Consider the following 21,004-nt stretch of genomic DNA (forward strand, 5'->3'; position numbering starts at 1 on the left):
CGCCACGCGAAAGTTACAGCCCTCCAACCTGAAAGCCGCCGGAGGATCAGCGTCAATTGTCGCCGATACTGTAGGGAAGAACCGTCCGCACATCGTGATCGACATGGAGTTTTCTCATGAGAGGTGGGACAGCGCGCTGAAAACACTGCGTCCTCTCGCAGATACGGCATGAAATCCCGATGGGATCAAAGCTCGAGCGATTTGAAAGATCAAGGTCGTCCGCATAGACGAAAGCAGAGGCGTAGGAGATTTCGCATCCAAACGCGATGGCGTATTGCGGCAATGAGCTATTGAAACCGCCCCCGCCCTTGGTGATCTGCGTCGCAAGACACAGATAGCGGACGCCGTCCGGCGTTTCCGCCAGTTGCCTGATGATACGGCCATGCGCCTCGAACGCCTGGTGGACATTCCACAGCGGGCAGGCCGCCCCAAATCTGGCAAACTGCAGTTTTGTCGCGCTATGCCGCTTGGTAATGTTTCCCGCCCTGTCGACCCGCGCGAAGAAGACCGGGACGCCCTTTTCGCCCGGACGCTGTAATGTGCTGAGCCGGTGGCAGACTTGCTCCAGACTCGCACCGAAACGCGACGCCAGAAGTTCGAGATCGTGGCGCAACAGGTTCGCAGCGGACTGGAACCCTCTGTAAGGCAACAGCAAGGCACCGGCAAAATAGTTGTGAAGCCCGATGCGACAGATGTCCGCCGCTTCCTTGGTCCGGAAGTTGCCGGTCTTGGCCACCTTGTCGACAGTTTCCGCGGCCTGCAGCTGCGCAATTTGCAGAGCCAGCTGAAAGTCGCGGCTGGTCGCCGGAATATATGCGTTAAGAGACAAAATCCGTGTCTTCGGATCGAAATGGCGCAGGATGTCCCGCCCAGGCTCGGCCCGGACGACTTTTACATTGTGCACCCTTTGAAGATAGTTGGTCAGGACCGCATGGCGGTCATCGTGCTCGAGCCCAAGCTCGCCTGCCAGCTCCTCCGCCTGCACATCCAGGTCATGAATGTAGTTGTCGACGAAATGAAAGAAGTCCCGGACCTCTTCGTATGGCGTCGCTTCCGCAGCGAGCGTCGATCGGCCCATGCTGTCATTGAGGCTCGCCAGCTGCTCGCTGTTTCGCCGATACGCCTGGTGCGCCCGGACCAGGGCATGCGCCAGAGACGGGGCGTTCTGGGTGATGAGTTTAAGCTCCTGCAGATTTGGCGTATAGGATCCGAACAGGGGATCAGTCAGCGCTTCCGAAAGGGCCGACAACAACCGGTCCCCTTCGCCTGCCGAAAGTTCGCTCAAATCTATCTGAAACTTATCGACCAGGGCGACAAGCACAGCGGCCGAAACCGGCCTCTGATTGTTTTCGATCTGATTGAGATAGCTTGTTGAAATACCGATCCGGTCTGCAAATTGGCTCTGAGTGGCCTTGAGGCCTTCACGCAGAGACCGGATTTTCCGGCCGATAAAGAGCTTCCGCATCACCATGTTTGCACTTTCGCAAATTTTAGTTTGCAAAATTCTATATTAAGCAATGCCGCCCGATCAACCATTTTCTCGAAAGGGCCAAACACGTATGAATGTTCATGTCGAAGCACGTGGATGGAGTGATAATGCGTTCAATACTTGACCAGCTTGGCGTTCGCCGCGCCGAGGCGCGTCTTGGCGGCGGACAGAAGCGTATCGATGCCCAGCATGCCAAGGGCAAGCTGACGGCGCGCGAGCGGATCGAGGTGCTGCTCGACGAGGGCTCGTTTGAAGAATACGACATGTATGTCACCCACCGCGCCGTCGATTTCGGCATGGCCGAGCAGAAGGTGGCGGGCGATGGAGGTCTATGTCTTTTCCCAGGATTTCACCGTCCTTGGTGGCTCGCTGTCCGAGACCCACGCCCAGAAGATCCGCAAGATCATGGACATGGCGGTGCGCAACGGCGCGCCGGTGATTGGCCTCAACGATTCCGGCGGCGCCCGCATCCAGGAAGGCGTCGCCTCGCTTGCCGGCTATGCCGAAGTGTTCCGCCGCAATGCCGAAGCGTCCGGCGTCATCCCGCAGATTTCCGTCATCATGGGTCCCTGCGCCGGTGGTGCCGTTTATTCGCCGGCCATGACCGACTTCATCTTCATGGTGCGCGACTCATCCTACATGTTCGTCACCGGCCCGGATGTGGTGAAAACCGTCACCAACGAGATCGTCACCGCTGAAGAACTTGGTGGCGCCGGCACGCACACGAAAAAATCCTCGGTCGCCGATGCGGCCTATGAAAACGATATCGAAACGCTGGAACAGGTCCGGCTGCTGTTTGATTTCCTGCCGCTGAACAACCGCGAAAAGCCGCCGGTCCGTCCCTTCCACGACGATCCGGCCCGCCTCGAAAACCGGCTGGACACGCTGATCCCTGACAGTTCGGCCAAACCCTACGACATGAAGGAGCTCATTCATGCGATTGCCGATGAAGGCGATTTCTTCGAGCTGCAGGAGGCCTTTGCCAGGAACATCATCACCGGCTTCATCCGGCTGGAAGGTGAGAGCGTCGGCATCATCGCCAACCAGCCGATGGTGCTGGCCGGCTGCCTTGATATCGACAGTTCCCGCAAGGCAGCCCGCTTCGTCCGCTTCTGCGATGCCTTCTCGATCCCGATCCTGACGCTGGTCGACGTTCCCGGCTTCCTGCCCGGCGTGGCGCAGGAATATGGCGGCGTCATCAAGCATGGCGCCAAGCTTCTGTTCGCCTACAGCCAGGCAACCGTGCCGATGGTGACCCTGATCACGCGAAAGGCCTATGGCGGTGCCTATGACGTGATGGCGTCGAAACATATCGGCGCCGACATCAACTATGCCTGGCCGACCGCCGAGATCGCCGTGATGGGCGCCAAGGGCGCGACCGAAATCCTCTACCGCTCCGAGCTTGGCGACGCCGACAAGATCGCCGCCCGGACGAAAGAATACGAGGAACGCTTCGCCAACCCCTTCGTCGCCGCCGAGCGTGGCTTCATCGACGAGGTCATCATGCCCCACTCGTCGCGCCGCCGCATCGCCCGCGCCTTTGCTTCGCTCAGGGGCAAACGCAAGGAACAACTATGGCGAAAACACGATACGATACCGCTATAGTGTTGGCGCAATCCATCCTCCAACCAAACCGGGGATGACGGAAACAAGAGCAAAAATTGAATAGATCGAGAAGAAAATGATTTCGAAAATCCTCATTGCCAATCGCGGCGAGATTGCCTGCCGGGTGATCAAGACGGCGCGTAAGATGGGCATCAAGACGGTTGCGGTCTATTCGGACGCGGATGCCGGTGCGCTGCATGTCTCGATGGCCGACGAGGCCGTGCATATCGGGCCTTCGCCGTCGAACCAGTCCTATATCGTCATCGACAAGATCCTCGAGGCGATCAGGAAGACAGGCGCCGACGCGGTCCACCCCGGCTACGGTTTCCTCTCGGAGAACGCCGCCTTTGCACAGGCGCTGGAAAAGGCCGGCGTCGCCTTCGTCGGTCCGCCGGTTGGCGCCATTGAGGCGATGGGCGACAAGATCACGTCGAAGAAGCTGGCGGCTGAGGCCGGCGTCTCCACCGTACCCGGCCATATGGGCCTGATCGCCGATGCCGAAGAGGCGGTTAAGATTTCCGCCGCGATCGGTTATCCGGTGATGATCAAGGCATCGGCCGGTGGCGGCGGCAAGGGCATGCGGATCGCCTGGAACGATGCGGAAGCCCGCGAAGGATTCCAGTCCTCGAAGAACGAAGCGAAGGCATCGTTCGGCGACGACCGCATCTTCATCGAAAAGTTCGTCACCCAGCCGCGTCATATCGAAATCCAGGTGCTCGGCGACAAGCATGGCACCGTTCTTTACCTCGGCGAGCGCGAATGCTCGATCCAACGGCGAAACCAGAAGGTTATCGAAGAAGCCCCGTCACCGTTCCTCGACGCGGCCACCCGCCGCGCCATGGGCGAGCAGGCCGTGGCATTGTCCAAGGCGGTCGGATATCATTCGGCCGGAACCGTCGAGTTCATCGTCGATGGCGACCGCAACTTCTACTTCCTCGAAATGAACACCCGCCTGCAAGTCGAGCATCCCGTCACCGAACTGATCACCGGCATCGATCTGGTCGAGCAGATGATCCGTGTCGCGTCGGGTGAAAAGCTGGCTTTCGACCAGGACGACATCAAACTCAACGGCTGGGCGATCGAAAGCCGGCTTTACGCAGAAGACCCTTACCGCAACTTCCTGCCGTCGATCGGCCGTCTCTCCCGCTACCGGCCGCCGGCTGAAGGCATGGCGGCCGACGGCACGGTCGTGCGTAACGATACAGGCGTCTTCGAAGGCGGCGAGATCTCGATGTATTACGACCCGATGGTCGCCAAGCTCTGCACCTGGGCTCCTGATCGCCTCACCGCCATTGACGCGATGAGCGCCGCACTCGACAATTTCGAGGTCGAGGGCATCGGCCATAACCTGCCGTTCCTCTCGGCGGTCATGCAGCACGAGCGGTTCCGCTCCGGTAAGATTACCACGGCCTTCATCGCCGAGGAATTTCCGGACGGCTTCCACGGTGTCGAGCCGGATGTGGCGTCCGCGCAGAAACTGGCCGCCGTCGCGACCCTGGTGCATCAGGCCCTGCAGGAGCGGGCCGCGCAGATTTCCGGCACCATCGGCAATCATCGCCGGGTGATCGGCAAGGACTGGGCCGTCACGTTTGCCGGGCAGGAGCATGCCGTAACGCTCGACACCTCCGCCGACGGCGCTTACGCCCTGCTGGCCGATGGCAGCGCCCTCACCGCTGCCGGCGACTGGACACCCGGCCGCAGCCACGCCAATTTCAATATCGATGGCACCGTAATGGGCGTGAAGATTGATCTTGTTGGCACCGGCATTCGTCTGCGCTGGCGCGGCATCGATATCACCGCCCATGTGCGCAGCCCGCGTGTTGCCGGGCTGGCGCGGCTGATGCCGAAAAAGCTGCCGCCGGATACATCGAAAATGCTGCTCTGCCCGATGCCCGGCGTCATCACTGCCGTCACGGTTGTTGCGGGCGAGACCGTGGAAGCCGGCCAGGCGCTGGCAACGGTCGAAGCCATGAAGATGGAGAATATCCTGCGCGCCGAACGCCGTGGCACCGTCAAGCGCGTGGCTGTTGCCGCAGGCGCCAGTCTCGCCGTTGACGAGCTGATCATGGAGTTCGAATAATGGCCGCGCCGGCAATATGCGTTGCTGGGTCGAAGGCCGCGGCATGCTCCCTCTTCTCCCCAACGGGGAGAAGGTGGCCCGAAGGGCCGGATGAGGGGGAGCCACAAACTCCGAACCTACCCTGCCGCCCCTGAATTATGTTGGCGGCCGGGCATATAAATTCCCGTCACCGTGAACGAAAACAACGGCTTCAGAGAAATCGAATGGTCTTTCATCCCCGCCCAGAGCATCCGTGTCATCCTGTGTCCATCCCGCCATCGGATACGCTGCCAGGCGTGGCAGTCAGGCGGGACCGGCGCCTGGTGCAAGGGGATGACGCAAATCCTGGCATCGGGGGTCTGCGGAAAATGGTCTCCCTCCGGCGACACGGGAGAAGCGGACAGGTTACGGATCGACCCTCCTGCTTCCGATGCCCGAAAGAGCGCGCCGGGCGTGCCTGTGCGGCACACAGGGTGGCAAACGGAATGGTTTCGCCGGACGCATCAAAAGTCCGTCCGATTCCTCTTCTATGTCTCGGATTTAACCCGAGGACGAGGACATCGGAGGCACCGGCGGCGGCCGGGTGGAGCGTTGCCGATAAATTGGTTCGGCCGGGCTCCATCGGGTTACACGAACACCATTCTAGCGAGCCACCTCAGAGAGACCCCAGTCGCAGGCATAAACCGCTGAACGGGGTGCTGAAAGGTGCCATCTCTTCTACTCTCTCGCGGCAGCTTCCAGCGCCCCGTCCGAGTGTCGTTGCAGCAGCCCCACGGCGCGGATCGCGCGCGTGGCTAACGGCAGTTGAGGCAGACTTCCACCTCCCCCTTGAGGGGGGAGGTCGCCGCAAAGCGGCGGGTGGGGGTGATGGTCAGGGACGTTTGAAGCGTCACCCCACCCCGGCACTGCGTGCCAACCCTCGCCCTCAAGGGGAGGGTGTACGTTCGATCGATGCAAGGAGACTTTCCCATGTCCGATAACAAAACCCTCGCCGACTGGGCAGCCCTTGCCGAACGCGAGCTCAAAGCCTCGCCCGACAGCCTTACCTGGCAGACGCCCGAAGGCATCGCTGTCAAGCCGCTCTATACCGAGGCTGATCTGGAAGCCGCCGGTCATCTCGGTTCGCTGCCCGGCCTTGCCCCATTCACCCGCGGCCCACGCGCCACCATGTATGCCGGGCGGCCCTGGACGATCCGGCAATATGCCGGCTTCTCAACCGCGGAGGCCTCGAACGCGTTTTATCGCAAGGCGCTGGCGAGCGGCCAGCAAGGTGTCTCCGTCGCCTTCGATCTCGCCACCCATCGTGGCTATGACAGTGACCATCCGCGCGTCGTCGGCGATGTCGGCAAGGCCGGCGTGGCGATCGATTCCGTCGAGGACATGAAGATCCTGTTCGACGGTATTCCGCTCGAAAAGATCTCGGTGTCGATGACCATGAATGGCGCCGTCATCCCGATCCTGGCCTCGTTCATCGTTGCCGGCGAAGAACAGGGCGTGCCGCGCGCGCAGCTGTCCGGCACGATCCAGAACGACATCCTCAAGGAGTTCATGGTCCGCAACACCTATATCTATCCGCCGGAACCCTCGATGCGGATCGTTGCCGATATCATCGACTATACGGCGCGCGAAATGCCGAAGTTCAACTCCATCTCAATCTCCGGCTACCACATGCAGGAGGCAGGCGCGACGCTGGTACAGGAGTTGGCCTTCACGCTCGCCGACGGCCGCGAATATGTCCGCGCCGCCATCGCCAAGGGATTGAGCGTCGACGAATTCGCCGGCCGCCTGTCGTTCTTCTTTGCCATCGGCATGAACTTCTTCATGGAAGCCGCCAAACTGCGCGCCGCCCGCCTGCTCTGGACCCGCATCATGGAAGGCTTCCATCCGAAGAAGCAGTCCTCGCTGATGCTGCGAACCCATTGCCAGACGTCCGGCGTGTCGTTGCAGGAGCAGGATCCCTACAACAACATCATCCGCACCGCGTTTGAGGCGATGTCGGCGGTGCTGGGCGGCACCCAGTCGCTGCACACCAATTCCTTCGACGAGGCGATCGCGCTGCCGACGGAATTCTCCTCGCGCATCGCCCGCAACACGCAATTGATCCTTCAGCACGAGACCGGCGTCACCAAGGTCGTCGATCCTCTGGCCGGTTCCTATTATGTCGAAAGCCTGACGGCCGAGTTGGCCGATAAAGCCTGGGCATTGATGGAAGAGGTGGAAGCACTCGGTGGCATGACGAAAGCCGTCGCCGATGGCCTGCCCAAGCGACTGATCGAGGAAGCCGCCACCCGGCGCCAGGCCGCTGTCGACAAGGGCGAAGAGGTGATCGTCGGGGTCAACAAGTACCGGCTGGAGACCGAGGACGACCTCGACATTCTTGACATCGACAATGCCGCCGTTCGCACCGCCCAGATCGGCCGCATCGAGGAAACGCGCAGACGGCGCGATACGGCTGAAGTGAACGCGGCGCTGGCGGCGCTGACGGCCATTGCCCGCACCGGCGAAGGTAATATTCTCGAAGCCGCCGTCGCGGCCGCCCGCGCCCGCGCCACCGTCGGCGAAATCTCCGATGCGATGCGCGTCGTGTTCGGCGATCACAGCGCCGTGCCGGACGTGGTCAGCGACATCTACGGTAATGCCTACAAGGACGAGCCGGAACTGGCGACGCTGTCCGCCCGGCTTTCCGGCTTCTCCAAATCGACCGGCCGCAAGCCGAAAATCATGGTGGCCAAGCTCGGTCAGGACGGCCATGACCGTGGCGCCAAGATCATCGCCTCGGCCTTTGGCGATATCGGTTTCGAGGTACTCGCTGGTCCCTTGTTCCAGACGCCGGAGGAAGCGGCCGACATGGCAGTCGCGGCAAAGGTGCATATCGTCGGCATGTCGTCGCTCGCCGCTGGTCACAAGACGCTTGCGCCGCAACTGATCGAAGCGCTGAAGGCCAAGGGTGCGGCGGATATCGTCGTCGTCGTCGGCGGCGTCGTGCCCCGCCAGGATTACCAGTTCCTGCTCGACCACGGCGTCGCCGCCGTCTTTGGCCCGGGAACCAACGTCATGGAAGCCGGCCGCGCTGTCATCGACTTGCTCGAAGGCAAATTGCGCAACGCCTGAGGCGACCCGCAGAAAAAGCCAATATGAACCGCTTCCTTTCATCGTGACGATCGGAGAACGAACACGTGCCGCCTTCTACAAGACCAAACGGGGAACTGACCCTGCGCACATTAGCCATGCCGGGAGATGCCAATGCTGCTGGCGACATTTTCGGCGGATGGGTTATGGCTCAGATGGACTTGTCCTGTGGCATAAGGGCGGCCGAGCGTGCCCGGGGCCGTGTGGTAACGGCCGCCGTCAAGGAAATGGCTTTCGCACTGCCGGTCAAGATCGGCGATACGCTCTGCATCTACACGGACGTTGTCGCAGTTGGCCGCACCTCGATGAATCTCAAGGTCGAGGCCTGGGCTCGCCGGTATCTCTCCGACCAGATCGACAAAGTGACGGACGCCATTTTTGTGATGGTGGCGCTGGACGATGACGGCCGGCCGAAGGCGGTTCCGGAAGCGGGATAGCGAGCATGAATCCGCCTTCCACGGATGAAGTTGCGTTCGAACAGCGAACACGGCTTCAAGGGCCGATTGAGAGAGGCATTCTATAACACCGCGGATAAAGCAGGGAGGTCATCTTGGAATCCGGTCACGACACGAGAGAGCTCGAAATGGTCGTCTTGATGACACCGGACATGGCGAATTTCAGCGGCAAGGGTCATGGCGGAGCGCTGCTCAATCTCCTTGATCGGGTCGCTTTTTCCTGCGCATCCAGATTAACCGTGTGTCAACACGGTTCGGTATGCTGCAACCACAGTATGGCACGGTCTTGAGACCGGCCGGAAACCGTCAGGCATCGCTGCCTGCTGTGGACAACGCACGTGCCTTGCCCTCCAAAAGCGACTGCATCTCACTGCGGCCGAGCTTTGCCCCGAAGATCGGCGTGCCTCCGGCAAAATTACGGCTGGCGGCAAGCGTGCCAGCATCGACCGGGTCGAAGCCCAAGCGATCGACGAAATCTGCAACAACACGCCGGGCCTGCGGATCATTACCCGCGAGCGCCAGAGCGCGCCGGTCCGGATCACCCGGCGACCGCGCCTCCTCGTCGATTTCGTGATAGCCCATATGATTGAAGCTGCGGACCAGCCGGGCATCGGGCAGATAAGCCTGTATGACCTCGCTGCTGGAAGAGGTTGCTTCAAACTCCGGCAGAATTCCGTCGGTTGGCGCCCAGTAGTTCATGGCATCAATCACGATTTTCCCCGCAAACAGCTCCGGCCGCAGAGCCCGATACTTGGACAGAGGCAAAGCAAGAATGATGATATCGGCGGCCGAGATCGCCGTCTCCGCCTGATCTGCCTTTGCGCCGGGCGTCATGATTTCAAGCAAGAACGCAATGTCGGCCGCCGGCTTTGACGTGGCAATCCTGACATCGAAGCCTGCCGCAACGGCACGGCGCGCAAGCGCGGTGCCAACGCGCCCCGCGCCCAAGATGCCAATCGTCTTTACGTCGTCGTTTCGCATGTATTCCCCCTTACTGAGGCTTGGCGATGCCCAACTCGGCATCCACCAGCGGCTTGACTTGAGTACCGAGCAGTTCGATCGAACGCAGGAAGTCCTTCTGCGGCAGCTGGCCCAGGTCCATCTGGAAGAACTGGCGCATATGGCCAACGCTCCTATGCAGGTTGACAACGCGTTCGGCGATCTCGATGGCGCTGCCGACGAACAATGCTCCGCCGCCATTGGCGTCCTGGTCAAAATGCGGACGCTGTGGCGCTGCAAAGCCGCGGATCGCACCCAGCGAGCTCATGGCTGCATGCCAATGTGTCCACCAGAGGTCCTTGGCCTTGGCAGCGTCATCGCCAATGAAACCGGGACTGGCGATCGAGATCTTGACCGGTGCGCCGGGGATGGCTGCCTGCTCGGCTGCACGGCGATACAGATCGGCAAGGGGTGCAAAACGTGCGGCTTGCCCACCAATGATCGCATAAGCAACCGGCAGGCCGAGCAAGGCCGCGCGAACCGACGAATGCGGGTTGCCGCCTGTGGCCAGCCAGATCGGCAACGACCCTGCGTCAGGACGCGGCACGATGAGGGCGTCATTCAACGCCGGACGGAATTTACCGCTCCAGGTGATGCTTTCCTTCTCGTTGACCTCAAGCAGCAGATCAAGCTTCTCCGCAAAGAGTTCGTCATAGTCGTTCAAACTATGGCCAAAGAGCGGGAACGATTCAGTTGAGGAACCCCGGCCGGCGGTGATTTCAGCGCGCCCGTTCGACAACGCATCCAGCGTCGCAAATTGCTGATAGACCCGCACGGGATCATCAGTGCTGAGAACCGTTACCGCACTACCCAGCTTGATGTTCTTCGTCATCGATGCCGCGGCTCCCAGCACGACGGTAGCAGCAGATGCCGGCATCTCGTAGGTGTGGTGCTCGCCGATCCCGAAATAGTCCAGGCCCACCTGGTCGGCAAGCTGGATGGCTTCGAGCAGATTACGGGTGGCTTGCGCCGTCGAACCGAGCTTTCCCGTGGCGGGATCCCTCTGGACATCGCCGAAGCTGTAAACGCCAATTTCCATGTGCTTCACTCCTTGTCGCAAACATAGTCAGGGTCTTGCTTGCGTGTGGTATATTATCGTAACTAGGCCTAATATTGTGACCGATACGAATTGCACAAGGAGGCACATCGATGTTACCGCAAGACAATGGGCTGCTGGAAACATGCCGGCCCGTGCGTCAGATCCTCGCGCGGGTGGGAGATAAATGGAGCGTCCTGATCGTCATGGCGCTGCGCGACGGGCCGCGCCGTTTCAACGAGGTAAAACGAGCGATCGGCACGATATCGCAACGCATGCTCACCCTGACCCTCAGAGGCATGGAACGGGACGGCCTGGTCCGCCGCACCGTATTTCCGACAATTCCGCCGCGCGTGGAATATGAACTCACAGACCTTGGCCACTCGCTCCGCGCGCCGATCGAGCAGCTTGGGCATTGGGCGATTGAACACGAACTGCGCATCAGCGAAGCCCAGCGCCGCTTTGACGACAATAGTGTTCCTTGAGTTTCGCGCCCAGGGCGCTGCTCTCCATAGATCAACGGGCGACGACTTCAGCCGCAGAGAGCCCGTGGCCTGATGAATGGGTCAACGGGCCTGAACGGGCCGCCGCGCCAGGATCGATGCCAGCACCAGGCCTCCGATGACAGACACGTGCTCGGTCGCTATCGCGATGTTGAGTGCGGCGTTTGGGCTGTCGAACACCCAGAACGGATGTACGAGGATGATCGCCATGCCCGTAAAGACCCCAAGCGCGCCAGCGCCAAGCCAGACAAATTGCCCGCCATGGATAACAAGCGCAGCACCCGCCAGCTGAACGAAAATAGTCAGGCTCGCGATGAGAAACGGCATGGGAAGCCCGAGTGCGGTCACCTCGGCGACGGCGTCGCCAAAGTGGAGGAGCTTGGTTGTTCCACTGACCCAGAATGTGCATGTCAGCAGGATGCGGGCAAGCAGATGCACGCTGCGAGACCCGAGAAGATCGGTAATCCATTGTGGGGTCATGATGCCAGTTCGCTCCATATTAAAAGGCGCCGACCAGGCGGCATAGCGGAATACGCCCGGACCGGGTATCGATTGAAATGTGAGTTTAGCCTACGTGCTCGAAGGTGCAGCAGGCGATGATACACCTGAGATCGGCGTCGGCTGATAAGCCGACAGGCACCATCGCCCTTCACTCCTTGTCCAGACAGCCAGATTGTTATTGTTCAATTGCCTTCGTTGGCCAGCAACAGTCACATCAGCACGCATGATGCCCGTGACGACAGCTGCCTGGGGATAGACAATCACATCTTCGACGCTGTGAGAGATCGAGTGATAGACGAAGTGCGCAGCCCGGACCCGATCGAGATAGGAACCTTTGCTGTCCCTTTCTCCGTTCGAATGAGTGTAAATCAGCTCCGGCGCCAGAAGCTCGTCGAGCGCGGCGGTATCCGCAGTGATCATTGCGTCATAACGCGCCTGTTCCAGTGTTCGGATAAGCTGTGCGACTTCGTCTTTCATCTCGTTTCCCGATCTCTTGTGGTTTCGGTCAGAGTTTCATGAATGCGGAATGGTGATGGATCCACGCCTGCGGAGGAGGTGCACCCCAGCGGTTCACGACCTTCGGGTTCGAAAGATTCTCACCCACTTCAACGACGCGCGCTTCGGCCGTCAGCGGCATCAATTCCATTTCAGCGGTGCATTCGACCAGGAAGCCGCCGGTATCTACATAGTAGGTGAACAGATTATCGCCGGCTCCGTGGCGGCCAGGGCCCCAAACGAGGCATCTGTCATCGGCATCAAGCATGTCGCCCAGACGCTTGAAATCGCTGAAATCCGAGAACTCCCAGCTGTAGTGATGAAGGCCGGGCTTTCCCTTGACCAGACCCACGGTATGATGCCGGTTGTCTCCCGCGCGCAACCAGTTCAGTTCATAACCGGTCGAACGCTCTGATAGTTTCATACCAAGAACGTCAACCAGCTCTTCCGTGATTGTCTTTGGGTCAGACGACGTCAGATTGACGTGGTCGATGCACCGGGGATGAATGCCGCCGCACATGTAGCGTACCGGCTGGTCGAGCGGCATCGGGGTATGAACCTCGAAAATATGGCCCTCGCTGGTCGCAAATGTCACGGAGTTGGAGATAACGTCGAGCGACGGCGTTTCGCTGAGAATACGCAATCCCCTTTGGCGAACACGCCTGGCCACTTCCGCAACACAAGCCGCATCGTTGGCCTCAAGTCCGATGCTGCGGACCTCATCAGCGGACGATCGGTAGTAGATGAGTTCGGCGTGGCGTTGATTGGACGTCAACAACGTACGGTCGGGACTGGACTTTACCAATCGTACGCCGGCGATGCCTTCCGCATCCCGGACAGCCGCATCCATATCGCGGACGTTAAGGGCTATGTAGCCCAAGCGATGCACCAGTGCGCTCATTTGTTACTCCTCCAACTTTGACGCGTCTATCAAGCTGCGATGGCAGCTTTTTCATTGCGGATTGGGTTTCTAAGCAGGCCGATACCTTCGATTTCGACCTCGCAGACATCGCCGTCCTTCATGAACAAGGGTGGCTTGCGTGCCCAGCCGATACCGGCCGGCGTTCCCGTGACGATCACATCACCGGCTTCCAGGGTGAAGGCTTCACTCAGCGTCGAAATCAATTCAGCCACCGGAAAAATCATGTCGGCAGTGTTGCCGCTCTGAACCACGACACCATTGAGGCGTGTCTCGATCTTGAGGCCGGCACCGCCGGGCGGGAGTTCATCTGCCGTGACGAACTGGGGGCCAAAGGCGCCGGTATTGTCGAAATTCTTTCCCACAGTCCATTGCGGAGATTTGAACTGATAGTCGCGGATCGATGCTTCATTGAAGATCGAATAGCCCGCGACGTGATCAAGGGCCGCCGCCTTGGAAATGTGCCGGCCATCCTTGCCTATGACGACGACGAGTTCCCCCTCGAAATCAAGCTCTTCCGAGATAAGTGGACGCAGGATTGGATCGCCGTCGGCGATCAGGCTCGTGGCGAAACGGGGAAAGACCGCTGGATAGGTTGGCGTATCCTTGTAAGGGCTTTCGGCGGCGTGATCGAGATAGTTCAGCCCAACGCAAATGATCTTCGGCGGGCGGGCGATTACCGGTGCGCGCTTTACAGACGCAATATCGATCTGAGGAAGCGAGGGATTATTTTCAAGCGCGGCAAGGTTCCGGCCGGACTGGATCAACGTCAAAAGGCTGACAGCTCCGAGATCCCGCCATGTCCCCTCCACCAGGACTGCGGTACCCGCACTGCCATCTCTCTCATAACTCATGTAACGCATAGGTCGTTCCTTTCACGATGCCGGAAATCCGGCGATGGTTTTGAGGTGCGCCTTCAAAGAAAGGTGCAAGCTTCGTCTACGGACAGGCGGGGCAAGCGCGGGAAGGACATGCTTTCGTCGCCATATCCAAGGTTCACGAGAAAGTTGCTGCGCAGGCGCCCGTCCGCGAAAAATTCGGCATCGACCATCGCATGATCGAACCCCGACATTGGCCCACAGTCGAGCCCGACCGCCCGCGCGGCCAGAATGAAATAGCCGCCTTGCAGCGTGGAATTGCGGAACGCGGTCGTTTCGGCAAGTTCCGCATTGTCCACGAATGGCTGCATTGCTTCTGGCCGATGATGAAACAGATGCGGTATTCTTTCGTAGAAGCGGGTGTCGCTCGCCACGATCACAGTCACCGGAGCAGCGCGGGCTTTTTCAACGTTCGCAGCCACCAAAGCCGGCAAAAGGCGCGCCTTTGCCTCCGGCGAACTTAGGAAGACAAACCGCGCGGGCATGCAGTTGACACTCGTCGGCGCCATTTTGACGAGATCATAGACCTGACTTAACAACTCCGGCGACACCGCCTTATCCAGCCAGTTGGCGTATGTGCGTGCCGAGTGAAAAACCCGGTCCAGAAAGTCGATATCAGCCATGGAGATACGCCTTCGAGATTGCGTCGTTCGACATCGTGCTTTCCCATTCCCCGTGTCCGACTTCGTGCACCACCCGTCCCAGCGACATGACGTAGGCGCGGTCGGTCATCGCCGCGGCAAGCTTGATGCTCTGCTCCACGATGAGGAGGCTCATGCCACGGCTGCGCAATGCAGTGAGAACCGACAGGATTTCCTGCACGACCTTCGGCGCGAGGCCTGTCGTCAACTCATCGAGCACCAGCAGGCGCGGCTGCAGCAGCAAAGCCCGTGCCACCGCGACCATCTGCTGCTGCCCTCCGGAAAGAAGCTCGACGCGGGTAGCAAGCTTTTCCTTCACGATCGGAAACAGTTCGAACACATCGCCCAGTGTGAATGGCCGGAAACCCTGTGGACGCTTTACGCCCCTTCCCGTGTGTTCAGCCAGGCGTAGATTGTCGGCAACCGTCAATTCACCGAACAGGCCGCGGGTCTCCAGAACCACGGCTATGCCGGCCTCGCCCCGGCGGTGGCCTGCATCGCCTGTAATAGTCTGGCCGTGAAAACGGATATGACCCGCTGTTGCCTGCGATAGCCCGCAGATCGCGCGCACCAGCGTCGTTTTTCCCGCGCCGTTAGCGCCGACGATAGCAACGGCTTCATTGTCGGCAACATGGATCGATACGCCGCGCAACACCGGGACCGGGCCATAGCCGGCTTCAAGAGTCTCAACTTCAAGAGCCATGCTACCCTCCCAGATAGGCTTCGCGGACCATCGGGTCGGCCTGAATTGCCGCCATCGAGCCGCTTGCGATGATCTTGCCGAAATAAAGCGCATGCACCGTGTCGCATACGCTCATCAGCCCCATGTCATGCGAGACCAGTAAGACAGTGATGCCCTCATTCGACAGGGTGCGAACCCAGTTGCGCAGAAGCTCAACCTCGTCACTGCTGAGCCCTGATGAGGGCTCATCGAGCAACAGGACACGCGGTTTTGTCATGTATGCGCGCGCCAGTTCGACGATGCGCTGCTGTCCTGCGGGCAGGTCTCCGGCCCGCGTATTCAAATGCGATCCCAACCCGAAACGCTCGCCCACCTCCTGGGCATCACGGCGGATCCGCGCGCGCTCACCACGGGCACCGGGCGTCGCCAGCATGCTGGCAAGGAAGCCCGCGCCGGTTGTCGCATAAAGACCCATTTCGATGTTTTCGCGCACGCTCATGTGCTGAAACACCTTCGGCGTCTGAAACGTGCGGATCAAGCCCTGACGGCTGCGCTCCTGCACAGATGCCGCTGTTATGTCACGGCCATCGATGAAGATCTGTCCGTTTGCCGGGCGTAAAAAACCCGAGGCAATGTTGAACAGAGTTGTCTTGCCCGATCCATTCGGGCCAATCAGGCCAGCGATCCTGCCTCGCGAAACGGTGAAGGAGACATCGCGCAGCACCACCAGACCGCCGAATTGATGCGCAACACCGCGGAGCGCCATCAATGGTTGAGATTTCACCGGAGCGTGTGTCATGACAGTGTTCATCGGGCAAACCTCCTGGCTACTCGTGCGGGTATACCCGCCAACCCGTCAGGCATCAGCGTCACGACCAGCACCAGCATGATACCGAACAGCATCTGGTGCGCGTCGCCAAAGCCGGAGAGCAGCTCAGGTACGAACGTGACGAACAGCGCACCGGCGACGGTTCCCCAGATTGAACGCGCGCCTGCGATGACCGGGATCAGCAGAAAGACAATCGAACGCTGCACGGTGAAACTCTCCACGCTGACATAGGTCGAATAGTGCGCAAAGAGCGATCCGGCGAGCGCGCCAAGTCCTGCGCTAAGCGCGAAAATCTTGGTGCGGATTGCATGAATATTAACCGCCATCACTTCGGCTGCCGGTGCGGAATCGCGAAGCGCGCGCATCGCCAGGCCTGGCCGGCCCGAGACGAGATTGCTCGACAAGACCAGAAGGATTATGACGACTGCCCAAACGAGATAGTAGAACCGTGCCGGCGAGTTGAACTCGAAACCCAGGACCGACAGCGGCGGCAGGCCACCGATGCCAAGCGTGCCGCCTGTCAACCAATCCCACTCGAAAAAGAAGATCGTTCCGATAGTCCCCGCGGCAAGCGTGGCAAGCGCGAGGAAGAACCCGTGCAGCCGCAGAAGCGGGAAACCTATGACGAGCGCGACAGCGACGCTGATCGCAATCCCAAGCAGAATACCGCTCCATGGCGACCATCCCAGCGTGACCGTGGAATAGGCTGACGCATAGGCGCCAATGCCGTAAAACAGAGCCTGCGCCAGATTGACGATACCGCATTGCCCAAGCAGCAGCCCGACACCCAGGCCAGCGATCGTATAGAGCCCGGCATAGACCAGAAGATCCACCATGTGGCGCTCGAAAACTGCAGGCAGGATCAGCCCTACAAGCATGACCGCCGCAAAGGCGAGGCGTCCATTCAAAACTGTTTTTGTCATGGGATCAGCCTCCTCGACGCCCGGCCTTGCCAAGCAGGCCATTCGGCATCAGCACCATCATCAGCAGCATGATTGTCAGCGCGACGACATCCTTGTAGCCCGACGACAGGCCCACCACGGCAAGTGACTCGCTCAAACCGATCACCAGCCCGCCCAACACCGCGCCAAGCGGATTGGTTAGTCCGCCAAGTATGGCTGCAGCAAAACCCTTGAGCGTCAGGCCAAGCCCCATCTGGTAGCTGACGGAGATCAGCGGCGTGACCAAAATTCCCGCCAGCGCCCCGATGGCACCGCCCAGCACGAACGTGTAGCCGCGCATTCTTGCAACATTGATGCCAATAGATGTTGCCCCGTCGGGATCGACCGATGCTGCGATCATCGACAGACCGGCGATCGTCTTTCGATAGAAGAGCCACAGGCCACAGACGACGAGCAGCGATATGGCGATCAAGAAAATTGCATGTACAGACATGAAGGCCCCTGCAATTTCGACCGTTCCGTTACCGCCGATGCCTGGCAAAAGATGCGCTTCACGCCCGCCGATGTAGAGAACCGCGGCCGAAATCGTGAAAGCCAGCCCAATGGTCAAAAGCAGGAAGGCTTCGTCATCTGCCTGCCGCCGGATCATCGGGCGGACACAAACCACGTCGATCAAAAGGCCGCTTGCCGCGCCGGCAGCGATACCCAGTGCACAGGCCCACACATAAGGCAGGCCAGCCGACACCAACCCGAATACGGTCAGCATGCCGCCAATAACCGCAAAGTCACCCTGCATCGCGTTGATGATGCGCGTGCCACGGTAGATGACTGCGATACCGATGCCGATCAGGGCATAGACGAAGCTGTTGGTCAGCCCCGCCATTAGAGATTGAATTATAAGCGTCGAATTCATGGAAACCTCCGAGCAGACCGGGAGGCGGACCTCCCGGTTGCGCCCTCACCTCATTGCGACGCCTTGAACGGCAAACGGGAGAACTTACCCTTGGTCAGAAGCGAATAGCTGAAGCTGCTCAGGGTCAGACCTCCGAGATCCTTTGCGGTAAAGTCGTACTGGGCAAAGGCGCCCTGATAGGGAGTGCGGACTTCCTGGCAAAGCGCATCCGGTGCCGCGTTGGACGAAGCCCGCTTCAGCGCTGCAACCGTTGCCATGACGGCATCATACCCTGCGGCTTCGAAATGTTTCGGCAGCCGGCCATATTCCTTCTGGAACTCGGCAACGAACTCGACCTGATACGGCAAGGGGTCCTCGGCAATTAAAAACTCCGCATGGACGATATTGTCCGCAGCGTCTCCCATCGCCTTGACGATCTCGTAGGTGGCCGTGCCGTGCACAGAAATGATAGGTGCCGTCAGGCCGACCTGACGAAGATTGCGGAAAGGCGTGGCCAGAGAACTCAGAACGATGACCGCGTCAGGCTCGCTCGCCTTAACCTTCGCAGCCTGCGCCGTCGCGTCGCTAGCCGACAGTTCGAACTTTTCGACCTGGACGAATTCGACGCCGAATTCGTCGCCCAGCTTGGACATCACACCCCAGATGACTTGGCCGTAACCGGAATCATGCAGGACACCGACCCGCTTGGCGCCGATCTCCTTAGCATAGGAGAGCAACGCGCGGGCGTTTAGACCCTGCGCGGGCGTCATGTGAAAGACGCAGTTACGGGCATTTTCGACAGCCGGGCCAATACCCGTAAATGCGAGAACGGGAATATTGAGGGGCTGGGTGACGGAGCCGATAGCGACCGTCTGGGCGATGCCGGTGGGGCCTACGATCGCCTTTACACCCTGCGAATGAACAAGCGTGTTGACCTTGGTCATAGCCGCATCTGGATTGGACCCATCATCCTCCATGAGGATTTCCAGCGGTTCTCCTCCAACGCCACCATTCGCATTGATCAATTTTTGCGCCAGCAACACCCCGTCCCGCTGCGGGATGCCAAGGCCTGCAAGACCACCTGTCGTGGACAGCAGCGCGCCGATGCGAACCGGTTCCGCGGCAGCCGATGCTCCGATCAGTGCCATCGCCAGTGCAGGCGCTCCAAAAAATATCCTTTTACCCAAGCTCATCGTCTCCTCCCTGATGACTTGGAGAAACCATAGATCCATATAATTATGGAATCAACTATGTATTTTCTAAAATCGTGTTAGTTTACGAAACTTGGCGATTTTTTGAAATGGGAGAGTGAAAGTGCGGATTGATGGAAAAATCGTCGTTGTAACCGGCGCCGAAGGCGGAATCGGGCGTGAAATCGCTGTTTGTTGCGCAGAGGCAGGAGCACAACTGGTGCTGTCCGGGCTGTCAGCCGAGGGCTTAAGCGAAACAAAAGAAGCGATTGCCGGCCTGCCTGATGCAAGCGAGGCTGTTTGTTTCCAGGTCGATATCACCAACCGTGATGCGGTGAACGCCATGCTCGACAGCGTACAAAAAGCGTTCGGCCGCATCGATGCGGTGGTCGCCAATGCTGGCATCATCACGCCTCAGACGTCCGTGCTCGACATCACGGAGCGGGATTGGCAGCAGAACATCGCCGTCAACCTGACAGGAACCTTCAATACCGTTCAGGCCGCGGCTCGGCTGCTTGTTGCGCAGGGCCACGGCGGCACGATCATTGCCACGGGCTCGTCCACGGCCGTACGCGTGATGCCGGGCTTCCTGCCTTACGTCACCGCAAAATCCGGCATTCACGGCATGATGCGTCTTCTCGCTCTTGAGCTTGCGCCACACCACATCCGCGTCAACACGCTGGTTCCGGGCACGACGGCGACCGCGTTGGCACAATCCATTTCGGGACATCTTGAAAAAGCGGCATCATCCCTGCCGATGGGAGAAGTCGTCGAGCCAAAGGAGCTTGGGCGGTATGTTGCTTTTGCGATCAGCGATGCAGTTCCCCATATGACGGGAGCCCAGCTGATCGTCGATTCCGGAAGAAGCATCGCGTGAGTCGTCTGCGGGTAGCCTCCCACCAAGCACCTCCCTCCCAGCGGGGGCATTCATCCCACCGGAGAAGCTTTCCACAATGAATACACGCAGCCTGCTCAATCCGGCCCAACGGCAATCGGGAGGTCGCACGCGCACCTCCGAAATCGTAACCACTCTGCGCCATCAAATCCTCAACGCCACGTTCAAACCTGGCGAACGCCTTCGCTTTGAGGAAATGCGCGAACAGTTTGACGCAGGCATGAGCCCGCTTCGGGAAGCTTTGACACGGCTTGCTTCCGACGGGCTGGTGACGCTTGAGGAGCACAAGGGCTATCGCGTTGCCCCCGTCTCCCGAACGGATCTGATGGATCTTGCCGAAATCAGGAGTGACATTGAAGCCATGGCGATGGCCCGCGCAATCGCAAACGGCAACGACGCATGGGAGGGCCGGATTTTGGCTGCCCTGCATGAACTGGGGAAAAAATCCAAACTCACTTCAGACGGAGCTATCGACCACACATGGGAAGACATTCACCTGCACTTCCATTTCACGCTGGTTTCGGAATGCCATTCGCCACGCCTCTTGCAGTTCCGCCAGATCCTTTCCGACCAGGCTACGCGCTACCGCCGTCTCTCAGTTCAGTATCTCCATGAACCGCGCAATGATCTGGCGGAACACCGCGAGATAGCCGAGGCAGTCATCTCCCGGCGCACGGCAGATGCCGTTGCCCTTTTGAGAAGCCACTATTTGAGTACGGTCGAAATTCTCCTGGAGGCAGCGCCGGAACTCTTTTCCTGACGGGCAAGAAGACATTCCCGCCCCGCTCTATCGCGCCGGTTGAAACTTGCCTCGATCGCATCCGCTGCCCGCATGAAAGTACGCGAAGCCCATCGCCAAGAGGTCAAATTTGACTGGCCCCTTCGTCCCGGGCGCACCCCGCGCC

Annotated in this window: 19 protein-coding genes and 2 pseudogenes; 8 read left to right on the forward strand and 13 right to left on the reverse strand. The window is 59.8% G+C overall.

Annotated elements, in window-relative coordinates; genetic code table 11:
• Positions 1–52: 52 nt before the first annotated feature.
• Positions 53–1,471 (reverse strand): XRE family transcriptional regulator, encoded by a 1,419-nt coding sequence (locus tag ASD36_RS11525; protein ID WP_060510429.1) that lies wholly within the window; start codon positions 1,469–1,471, stop codon positions 53–55.
• Between the two features lie 125 nt (positions 1,472–1,596).
• Between ASD36_RS11525 and ASD36_RS11530 the strand changes: the two are divergent.
• The 5 genes and pseudogenes from ASD36_RS11530 to ASD36_RS31345 form a co-directional block, all read left to right on the forward strand.
• A pseudogene (locus tag ASD36_RS11530) lies at positions 1,597–3,094 on the forward strand (acyl-CoA carboxylase subunit beta).
• A gap of 76 nt (positions 3,095–3,170) precedes the next feature.
• On the forward strand, positions 3,171–5,174 hold the full coding sequence (locus tag ASD36_RS11535) for an acetyl/propionyl/methylcrotonyl-CoA carboxylase subunit alpha (protein ID WP_060510431.1): 2,004 nt from the start codon (positions 3,171–3,173) through the stop codon (positions 5,172–5,174).
• Between the two features lie 948 nt (positions 5,175–6,122).
• Entirely contained in the window at positions 6,123–8,264 is a 2,142-nt protein-coding gene (gene scpA, locus ASD36_RS11540) for a methylmalonyl-CoA mutase (protein ID WP_060510433.1), read from the forward strand.
• 65 nt (positions 8,265–8,329) lie between these two features.
• A complete protein-coding gene (locus ASD36_RS11545; protein ID WP_112834506.1) occupies positions 8,330–8,719 on the forward strand; it encodes an acyl-CoA thioesterase in 390 nt (129 codons plus the stop codon).
• Positions 8,720–8,832: 113 nt separating this feature from the next.
• Positions 8,833–8,976, forward strand: a pseudogene (locus tag ASD36_RS31345) (acyl-CoA thioesterase); the annotation flags it as partial.
• 67 nt (positions 8,977–9,043) lie between these two features.
• Here the strand turns inward: ASD36_RS31345 and ASD36_RS11550 are convergent.
• Both ASD36_RS11550 and ASD36_RS11555 read right to left on the reverse strand, forming a co-directional pair.
• Positions 9,044–9,718: an NAD(P)-binding domain-containing protein gene (locus tag ASD36_RS11550; RefSeq protein ID WP_060510437.1), complete on the reverse strand. Its 675-nt coding sequence runs from the start codon at positions 9,716–9,718 to the stop codon at positions 9,044–9,046.
• Positions 9,719–9,728: 10 nt separating this feature from the next.
• Positions 9,729–10,775, reverse strand: coding sequence for an LLM class flavin-dependent oxidoreductase (locus ASD36_RS11555; protein ID WP_060510439.1), 1,047 nt, complete (start codon positions 10,773–10,775; stop codon positions 9,729–9,731).
• A gap of 110 nt (positions 10,776–10,885) precedes the next feature.
• On the opposite strand from ASD36_RS11555, the gene ASD36_RS11560 reads away from it, so the two are divergent.
• Positions 10,886–11,257: a helix-turn-helix domain-containing protein gene (locus ASD36_RS11560; RefSeq protein WP_060510442.1), complete on the forward strand. Its 372-nt coding sequence runs from the start codon at positions 10,886–10,888 to the stop codon at positions 11,255–11,257.
• Between the two features lie 81 nt (positions 11,258–11,338).
• Here the strand turns inward: ASD36_RS11560 and ASD36_RS11565 are convergent, their stop codons facing one another.
• From ASD36_RS11565 to ASD36_RS11610, 10 genes are all read right to left on the reverse strand, one after another.
• Positions 11,339–11,755, reverse strand: a complete 417-nt coding sequence (locus ASD36_RS11565; protein WP_060510443.1) for a DoxX family protein — start codon at positions 11,753–11,755, stop codon at positions 11,339–11,341.
• Between the two features lie 90 nt (positions 11,756–11,845).
• Entirely contained in the window at positions 11,846–12,253 is a 408-nt protein-coding gene (locus tag ASD36_RS11570) for a nuclear transport factor 2 family protein (protein ID WP_060510445.1), read from the reverse strand.
• A gap of 28 nt (positions 12,254–12,281) precedes the next feature.
• The gene (locus ASD36_RS11575; protein ID WP_060510447.1) at positions 12,282–13,172 is read right to left on the reverse strand and encodes a VOC family protein; all 891 of its coding nucleotides are present in this window, start codon (positions 13,170–13,172) and stop codon (positions 12,282–12,284) included.
• Between the two features lie 29 nt (positions 13,173–13,201).
• Positions 13,202–14,053, reverse strand: a complete 852-nt coding sequence (locus ASD36_RS11580; protein WP_060510449.1) for a fumarylacetoacetate hydrolase family protein — start codon at positions 14,051–14,053, stop codon at positions 13,202–13,204.
• A 53-nt stretch (positions 14,054–14,106) separates the two neighbouring features.
• Positions 14,107–14,691 (reverse strand): malonic semialdehyde reductase, encoded by a 585-nt coding sequence (locus ASD36_RS11585; protein ID WP_060510450.1) that lies wholly within the window; start codon positions 14,689–14,691, stop codon positions 14,107–14,109.
• Positions 14,684–15,412, reverse strand: coding sequence for an ABC transporter ATP-binding protein (locus ASD36_RS11590; RefSeq protein ID WP_060510452.1), 729 nt, complete (start codon positions 15,410–15,412; stop codon positions 14,684–14,686). The genes ASD36_RS11585 and ASD36_RS11590 overlap by 8 nt, the downstream gene beginning before the upstream one ends.
• Before the next feature lies 1 nt (position 15,413).
• The gene (locus tag ASD36_RS11595; protein WP_060510454.1) at positions 15,414–16,202 is read right to left on the reverse strand and encodes an ABC transporter ATP-binding protein; all 789 of its coding nucleotides are present in this window, start codon (positions 16,200–16,202) and stop codon (positions 15,414–15,416) included.
• A complete protein-coding gene (locus ASD36_RS11600; protein ID WP_082562750.1) occupies positions 16,199–17,143 on the reverse strand; it encodes a branched-chain amino acid ABC transporter permease in 945 nt (314 codons plus the stop codon). Before ASD36_RS11600 ends, ASD36_RS11595 begins: the two co-directional genes overlap by 4 nt.
• A 4-nt stretch (positions 17,144–17,147) precedes the next feature.
• Positions 17,148–18,035, reverse strand: coding sequence for a branched-chain amino acid ABC transporter permease (locus tag ASD36_RS11605; protein WP_060510456.1), 888 nt, complete (start codon positions 18,033–18,035; stop codon positions 17,148–17,150).
• A 50-nt stretch (positions 18,036–18,085) separates the two neighbouring features.
• The gene (locus ASD36_RS11610; RefSeq protein ID WP_082562751.1) at positions 18,086–19,207 is read right to left on the reverse strand and encodes an ABC transporter substrate-binding protein; all 1,122 of its coding nucleotides are present in this window, start codon (positions 19,205–19,207) and stop codon (positions 18,086–18,088) included.
• A 121-nt stretch (positions 19,208–19,328) separates the two neighbouring features.
• Here ASD36_RS11610 and ASD36_RS11615 point away from each other — a divergent pair, with 121 nt between their 5' ends.
• Positions 19,329–20,081: an SDR family NAD(P)-dependent oxidoreductase gene (locus ASD36_RS11615; protein ID WP_060510458.1), complete on the forward strand. Its 753-nt coding sequence runs from the start codon at positions 19,329–19,331 to the stop codon at positions 20,079–20,081.
• A 76-nt stretch (positions 20,082–20,157) separates the two neighbouring features.
• A complete protein-coding gene (locus ASD36_RS11620) occupies positions 20,158–20,859 on the forward strand; it encodes an FCD domain-containing protein (protein ID WP_060510460.1) in 702 nt (233 codons plus the stop codon).
• The last annotated feature ends 145 nt before the right edge of the window (positions 20,860–21,004 follow it).

Source organism: Rhizobium sp. Root1334 (assembly GCF_001426665.1).
Taxonomy (GTDB): domain Bacteria; phylum Pseudomonadota; class Alphaproteobacteria; order Rhizobiales; family Rhizobiaceae; genus Pararhizobium.